This window comes from Pseudomonas sp. (assembly GCF_049645325.1).
GTDB lineage: Bacteria > Pseudomonadota > Gammaproteobacteria > Pseudomonadales > Pseudomonadaceae > Aquipseudomonas.
In genome coordinates, this window is record NZ_JBARTQ010000157.1 from 1 (window position 1) to 6416 (window position 6416).

Below are 6416 nucleotides of genomic sequence, written 5' to 3' on the forward strand. Positions count from 1 at the left end.
GATTCAAGCCGGAGTGAGGGCATGCCGAGCCACAGCGAGGCACCGAGTGGAGGGGCAAGAGCGCTTTGGTTACTTTCGCGCTTTTCGAAAGTGACCCGCTGTAAGAGCGGAACCCATATAAGCCATCACCCAAACAACGGATATGTACACAACCACACCTGCAACGTGACTTACAACTTGGCAATCGACACTTCAGTCGACTTCACAAACGCAATCACCTCGCTGCCCACTTTCAATTCCAGGTCACGCACCGAACGGGTGGTGATCACCGACGTCACGATGCCGGACGCCGTCTGCACGTCGATTTCCGACACCACTTCCCCCAGCAGGATTTCCTTGATCACGCCCTTGAACTGGTTGCGCACGTTGATCGCTTTGATAGTCATGTCGGCTTTCCTTTTGGCTGTTGGGTCAATCCGCACGAATGCGCAGGCCCTCAAAATGCGCCACCCAACAAAATAACAAAAGGAATATATAACTCTTTATTTATTCGATACAGCTATATACGTACTGTTCACCCACCAACACCTCATCAACAAATTGCCCGCCGCGTAGCAGCTGCCAAGCACCCGAGAGACGGCGTCAGCACTCAACCTGAAACACCGCTGACGCAGTCTCACCAGCGCGCAGCAACCAGGTCACCCTGAGCCCCGGCGAGATGGCACAGAGACTGCATATTCCCAGAATGCATGATGGAACATGCCGTTTCAGTTTTCTGAATATAAGAAAGCCTTCTCTCAACGCCTTGCCCGGAGCTGTTCCATGAAACCCTTCACCCTACGTTTACTGGGCGCCTGCGCCCTCGCCCTGTGCGCACAACACCCCGCATTCGCCGCCGACACCGACCCGGCTGAAGTCAATCTGGATTACGCCTACTACTCACCGGTCAGCCTGGTGCTCAAGCATTTCGGCTGGCTGGAACAAGCCCTGCCGCACAGCAAGGTCGGCTGGGTGCTCAGCCAGGGCAGCAACCGCTCCCTGGAATACCTCAACAGCGGCGGCGTCGACTTCGCCTCCTCCGCCAGCCTCTCCGCCGTATTGAGCCGCGCCAACGGCAGCCCGATCAAGTCGGTGTACGTCTACAGCCGCGCCGAGTGGACGGCTCTGGTAGTGCGCAAAGACTCCCCGTTCAAGAGCGTCACAGATCTTAAAGGCAAAAAAATTGCCGCCACCAAAGGCACCGACCCCTACCTCTTCACCCTGCGCAGCCTGCAAAAGGCCGGGCTGAAAAAGGACGACGTCGAGCTGGTGCACTTGCAACACCCAGACGGCCGCACCGCACTGGAAAAAGGTGACGTCGACGCCTGGGCCGGTCTCGACCCGCACATGGCCGCCAGCGAAATCCAGGCCGGTTCGCGGCTGCTGTACCGCAACAAAGACTTCAACAGCTACGGCGTGGTCAGCGTGACCGAGAAGTACGCCAAGGAGCACCCACAGACCATCACCAAAGTGCTTGGCGCCTATGAAAAGGCCCGCGACTGGGCCGTGAAGCACCCGGATGAGTTCGCCAAATTGCTTGCTGATGAATCCGGCCTGCCGCTGGAGGTTGCCAAGCTGCAACTGTCGCGCACCGACCTCGGCAGCCCGCTGCTCACCACCAAGGACGTGGAGTCCTCCAAGGCTGCCGCGCCGATCCTGGTGTCCGAAGAGTTGGTCCGCCGTGGGGTCAACGTCGATCAGGTGATCGACCAGTTGATCGACACCTCGTTTGGCCAGACCCTGCCGAAGCAGTAAGGGGCGCGTGATGACAGGCAAACTCCAAGCATTGCCCCTTCCGGCGCCCGTGATCGGCCAGCGCAGCGCCTGGCCAAGAAGGCTTAAAGGCCTGGCCTTGCCGGTGCTGATCCTGTTGATTCTGGAAGGCGTGGTGCGCATCGGCTGGCTGCCCTCCTACCAGATGCCGGCGCCCAGCGAGATCGCCGTGACCCTCACGGACCTCGCCGAAGGCGCGCTGTGGAAGCACATCAGCGCCAGTCTGTTGCGGGTGTTGCTGGGCTTTTTTATCGGCGCCAGCCTGGCGTTGGTGTTTGCCGCCTGGGTCGGCCTCAGCCGCGAAGCCGAGGCCTACCTGGAACCGACCTTCGCCGGGTTGCGTTCGATTCCGAGCCTGGCCTGGGTGCCGCTGTTGCTGCTGTGGCTGGGCATCGATGAAACCTCGAAGATCGTGCTGATTGCCATCGGCGCGTTCTTCCCGGTGTACCTCAACGGTGTCGCAGCCATCCGTGATATCGACCGCAAACTGGTGGAAGTCGGGCAAATGTACGGTTTCAGCCGTCGGCGCCTGGTACGTCGAATTCTATTGCCGGCCGCCCTGCCCGGCCTGTTTACCGGGTTGCGCAGCGGCTTGAGCCTGGCGTGGATGTTCCTGGTGGCGGCCGAGCTGATTGCCGCCACACGTGGCTTGGGCTACTTGCTCAGCGATGGCCGCGAAACGTCGCGGCCGGACATCGTGCTGGCGGCGATTATTGTGTTGGCCGTCCTGGGAAAACTCAGTGACGGCGTGCTGGCGGCACTGGAAAAACGCTGCCTGGCGTGGCGTGACACCTTTAATGGCCAAGGTGCGCAACCATGAGTACGCAACCGTTGCTGGACATTCGCGTCGAGCGTAAAAGTTTCGCCAACACCACCGTGCTGAACCAGATGCACCTGGCCCTGCAGCCTCGCGAAGCGGTCAGCCTGCTTGGCCCCAGCGGGTGCGGTAAAAGCACGTTGTTAAGGATCATCGCCGGCCTGGAAACCGACTTTCAGGGTGAGCTGCAAAGCCCGGAAGGCGAAGTCGCGTTTGTGTTCCAGGAACCCCGGCTGATGCCTTGGCTGACGGTGGAACAGAACATCGGTTTCAGTGATGACGACCGCTATGACAAAGCCTGGGTCGCCCAGTTGATCGAGGAAGTCGGCCTCAAGGGGTTTGCCCAGGCACTGCCCAAGGCGTTGTCCGGCGGCATGGCGCAACGCGTGGCCATCGCACGCGGCCTGTATTCACGCCCGCAGGTCTTGCTGCTGGACGAACCGTTCAGCGCCGTCGATGCCTTCACCCGCATGAAGCTGCAGGACCTGCTGCTGCAACTGGCGGCGCACCATGCCATCGCCCTGTTGCTGGTGACCCACGACGTGGATGAAGCGCTCTACCTGAGCGATCGGGTGCTGGTGATGGACAATCGGCCCAGCAGCATTCGCCAGGACCTCGCGGTGGCGATGCCGCACCCGAGGGACCGGCGTGACCCCTTGCTGGCCCAGCTCAAGGCGCTGGCCTTGACCGAGCTGCAACGGGCGCATGTGATCTGAACATCAGTGGAAACGCAGCCGGGCAAAGGTGGGCGCTGGCTTGCCTGCTCCCACAGTGAGTCCCCGGGTTTTCAGGTAAGTGTGACCCAATAACGTGTCCGCGCCTGCACCTCGAACCCCAGGGTCGAGGCCAGCAGGCTGAGGATGCGGTCGGTGTCATCCAGGCGGAAACTGCCGGTAACGCGCAAGGCTTCCAAACGCTGATCCCAACGCAATACGCCCGGACGATAACGCTGCAACTCGCGCAAAAAATCCCCCAGCGCCTGGTTCTGCGCGGTCAGCACGCCCTCGCGCCAGCCCAATTGCAGCACATCAAACAGCACCGCGGTGCCAAGCCCGCCGGCGTTGAGTGAGGCTTGTTGGCCACCTTGCAGGGTCGCCGATTGGCCGCTCACATCGCGTACCTGCACCGTGCCCTTGAGCACCGACAGCAAGCAGCCGGACGCCAATTGCCGCACACACACCTCAGCCTGGCTGACCCGCACTTGCCCATAACGGGTGTGCACGGTCAGCGCCGCCGCGCCGGGTACAGTCAGGGCCAACTCGCCCTCCACCAAGGTGATGCGCCGCTGCGCAAAATCAATGTCGACGGCGGTGGCCGTGTTGAGTTGCAGGTGGCTGCCATCCGCCAGCGGCAGGCGCTTGCGTTCGCCGGTGGCGGTGTGCAGGTCGGCACGCCACACCTCGATCGGCAACTGGCGGCTGAGCAACCACGCGGTCGGCACCAGTGCCGCCACCCCCAGCGCACGCTTGAGGAGTGCGCGGCGCCCAGGTTGCGGGCGGTCGAGGCTGGCCATGGCCAAGGCCTGGGGCAAAGCGCTGAACCGCTGACGCAACGACTGGGCTTTTTGCCAGGTCTGTTCGTGCTGCGGATGGCTGTCGCGCCATTGCTGCAAGTTGGCGTGATCGCGCTCGGTGGCGGCGCCGGATTCCAGCAAAGCCAGCCACTGCGCAGCGGCGCGCGCGACGTCGCGGCTCACAGCTCGACCAACAGGCAGTGCTCGTAGGCCTGCGCCATGTAGCGTTTGACTGTGCGTTCGGATACCGCCAGGCGCTCGGCGATCTCGCGATAACCCAGGCCCTCCAACTGGCTCCACAGGAACGCGCGGCGCACCAGCACCGGCAGACCGTCGAGCAGTTCATCCAGGGCTTGCAGGGTTTCCAGCACCAGCCAGCGTTGTTCGGGCGACGGAACGCACGCCTCGGGCAGGTTGGCCAAGGCGTTCAGGTAGGCCTGTTCGAGGCTGCGCCGCTGATGAAAATTCACCAGCAAGCGCTTGCCGACCGTCACCAGGTACGCGCGCGGCTCCTGCAGATGCGCAATCGGCTGGGCGCTGGCCAGCACTCGCAGGAACGTATCCTGGCTGAGGTCTGCCGCATCCCAGGCATTGCCCAAACGCCGCCGCAGCCAGTTTTCCAACCAGCTGCGGTGGTCGCGGTACAAGCTCGACAGCGTCAGCTCGGCGGCGTGGGTCGGGACGACAGCATCATTCATGGCAAGCAACCTGCGTGGCGCGAGTGAGTCTCAAATGAGATTCATTCTATTTAATATCGCACCGGCACACCATGCTCATTTCAACATTGCGTTGAAAGCATCGCGGCTTTCTGCCGCAGCATGTCAATGAACAAGCCCAATTCCCGGCTCACCACCTCGCCTTTGCGCAACAACAGGCCAAACGGCGCCAGCCGTACATCCAGGGCCACCGGCAAGGCCACCACCAGGCCCATTTTCAGGTAGTCACGCAGGGCGCTTTCCGACAGCACCATCACCGCGTCGGTCAGTTGAATCAGTTGCTGCATCGAATACACCGAGCTGCATTCGATGATGTCCGCCGGGCTGGGCAGCGCCAGTTCTTGCAGCGCCTGGTCAAAGCCGATGCGCGCCGGGCTGGTTTGTGGCTGCAAAATCCACGGCCAGTCGCTGACCAACTCCGACAGCTCCAGCCGCTCGCGCTGGGCCAGGGGATGGCCAGCGTGGGCCACGACCAACATGCGTTCGTTGCCCAAGGGTTCGAAGGTGTAATGCTCGCTGTCGGTGGCGGCGTTGCGCCGGGTAATGCCCAGGTCGATACGCCCCTGTTCGAGCAACTGGATCACCTGGTCGCTGGTGTCACCCATGATGCGAATGCGTAGCTGCGGGTTAAGCGACTTCATCTGCGCGATGGAGTCCATGACCAGGTCGGGGGCCGCGCCCATGATGGTGCCGATCGACAAATAGCCGTATCCGCCCTGCTGGCGGGCCATCAGCTCTTCGGCGCAACGGTCCAGCCCGCTCAAGGCGGATTCGGCAAACCGGATCAACTCCTGCCCCAGCGCCGTGGGGCGCATGCCCCGGGGCAAGCGCTGGAACAGGTCACAGCCGAACATGTCCTCGATCTCGCGCAGCATGCGCGTGGCCGCCGGTTGCGACATGTTCAGGGCCTGGGAGGCACGGTGCAGGTTCTGGCTGGAACTCAGCGCCACCAGCATGTGCAGGTGCTTGTAGCGCAGACGGTTGAACAGGCTGGGAGAGATGGCAGGACTACGCATTTTTTTCCTTGTTAACGATACCCTGAGGTTATCAGTTGTAAGCGAGATTCGATTTGTAGCGCATTGCTCGGCCGCCGTACAGTCGCTGGCATAAGAACAAAACAACGGAATCGCTCATGAAAACCCTGCCTGCGCCCCTGCTCGCCAAGATTTCCTGGCGGCTGCTGCCCTTCCTGCTGCTGATGTACATCATGGCCTTTCTCGACCGCGCCAATGTCGGGTTCGCCAAGCAAGCCTTCCAGGCCGACACCGGCCTGAGTGACGCCGCCTTCGCCTTTGGTGCCGGGGTATTTTTCGTCGGCTACGCGTTGCTGGAAGTGCCGAGCAACCTGATCCTCCACCGTGTCGGCGCCCGCCTGTGGATGTGCCGGATCATGGTCAGCTGGGGCCTGGTGTCGGCGGCAATGGTGTTTGCCCATAACGAAACCAGCTTCTATGTGCTGCGCTTTTTGCTCGGTGTGGCCGAAGCCGGTTTCTTCCCTGGCGTGATCCTCTACCTCACGTACTGGTTCCCACAGGCCGCGCGCGGCAAGGCCATGGGCTTCTTCTACTTTGGCGCGCCGCTGGCGTTTATCTTCGGCAGCCCCTTGTCCGGTTTATTG

8 protein-coding genes are annotated in these 6416 nt (G+C 61.9%); 4 read left to right on the forward strand and 4 right to left on the reverse strand.

Going from position 1 to position 6416, the window contains the following annotated elements:
* Positions 1-170 precede the first annotated feature (170 nt).
* Entirely contained in the window at positions 171-386 is a 216-nt protein-coding gene (locus tag WBB95_RS07065) for a TOBE domain-containing protein (protein WP_003173733.1), read from the reverse strand.
* Positions 387-762: 376 nt separating this feature from the next.
* On the opposite strand from WBB95_RS07065, the gene WBB95_RS07070 reads away from it, so the two are divergent.
* The 3 genes from WBB95_RS07070 to WBB95_RS07080 are packed head-to-tail and all read left to right on the forward strand — an operon-like array spanning position 763 to position 3285.
* Positions 763-1734 carry an aliphatic sulfonate ABC transporter substrate-binding protein gene (locus WBB95_RS07070; protein WP_424486912.1) on the forward strand — a complete coding sequence of 324 codons (972 nt, stop codon included), beginning with the start codon at positions 763-765 and terminating at the stop codon, positions 1732-1734.
* Positions 1735-1744: 10 nt separating this feature from the next.
* Complete coding sequence (locus WBB95_RS07075) at positions 1745-2572, forward strand: ABC transporter permease (protein ID WP_424486913.1); 828 nt, start codon at positions 1745-1747, stop codon at positions 2570-2572.
* A complete protein-coding gene (locus WBB95_RS07080) occupies positions 2569-3285 on the forward strand; it encodes an ABC transporter ATP-binding protein (protein ID WP_424486914.1) in 717 nt (238 codons plus the stop codon). The genes WBB95_RS07075 and WBB95_RS07080 overlap by 4 nt, the downstream gene beginning before the upstream one ends.
* A 71-nt stretch (positions 3286-3356) precedes the next feature.
* Here the strand turns inward: WBB95_RS07080 and WBB95_RS07085 are convergent, their stop codons facing one another.
* From WBB95_RS07085 to WBB95_RS07095, 3 genes are all read right to left on the reverse strand, one after another.
* Positions 3357-4265: a FecR domain-containing protein gene (locus WBB95_RS07085; RefSeq protein WP_424486915.1), complete on the reverse strand. Its 909-nt coding sequence runs from the start codon at positions 4263-4265 to the stop codon at positions 3357-3359.
* Complete coding sequence (locus WBB95_RS07090) at positions 4262-4780, reverse strand: sigma-70 family RNA polymerase sigma factor (RefSeq protein ID WP_424486916.1); 519 nt, start codon at positions 4778-4780, stop codon at positions 4262-4264. Before WBB95_RS07090 ends, WBB95_RS07085 begins: the two co-directional genes overlap by 4 nt.
* 80 nt (positions 4781-4860) lie before the next feature.
* A complete protein-coding gene (locus WBB95_RS07095; RefSeq protein ID WP_424486917.1) occupies positions 4861-5814 on the reverse strand; it encodes a LysR family transcriptional regulator in 954 nt (317 codons plus the stop codon).
* Between the two features lie 116 nt (positions 5815-5930).
* Here WBB95_RS07095 and WBB95_RS07100 point away from each other — a divergent pair.
* On the forward strand, positions 5931-6416 hold a 486-nt coding region (locus tag WBB95_RS07100; RefSeq protein ID WP_424486918.1), incomplete at its 3' end, for an MFS transporter.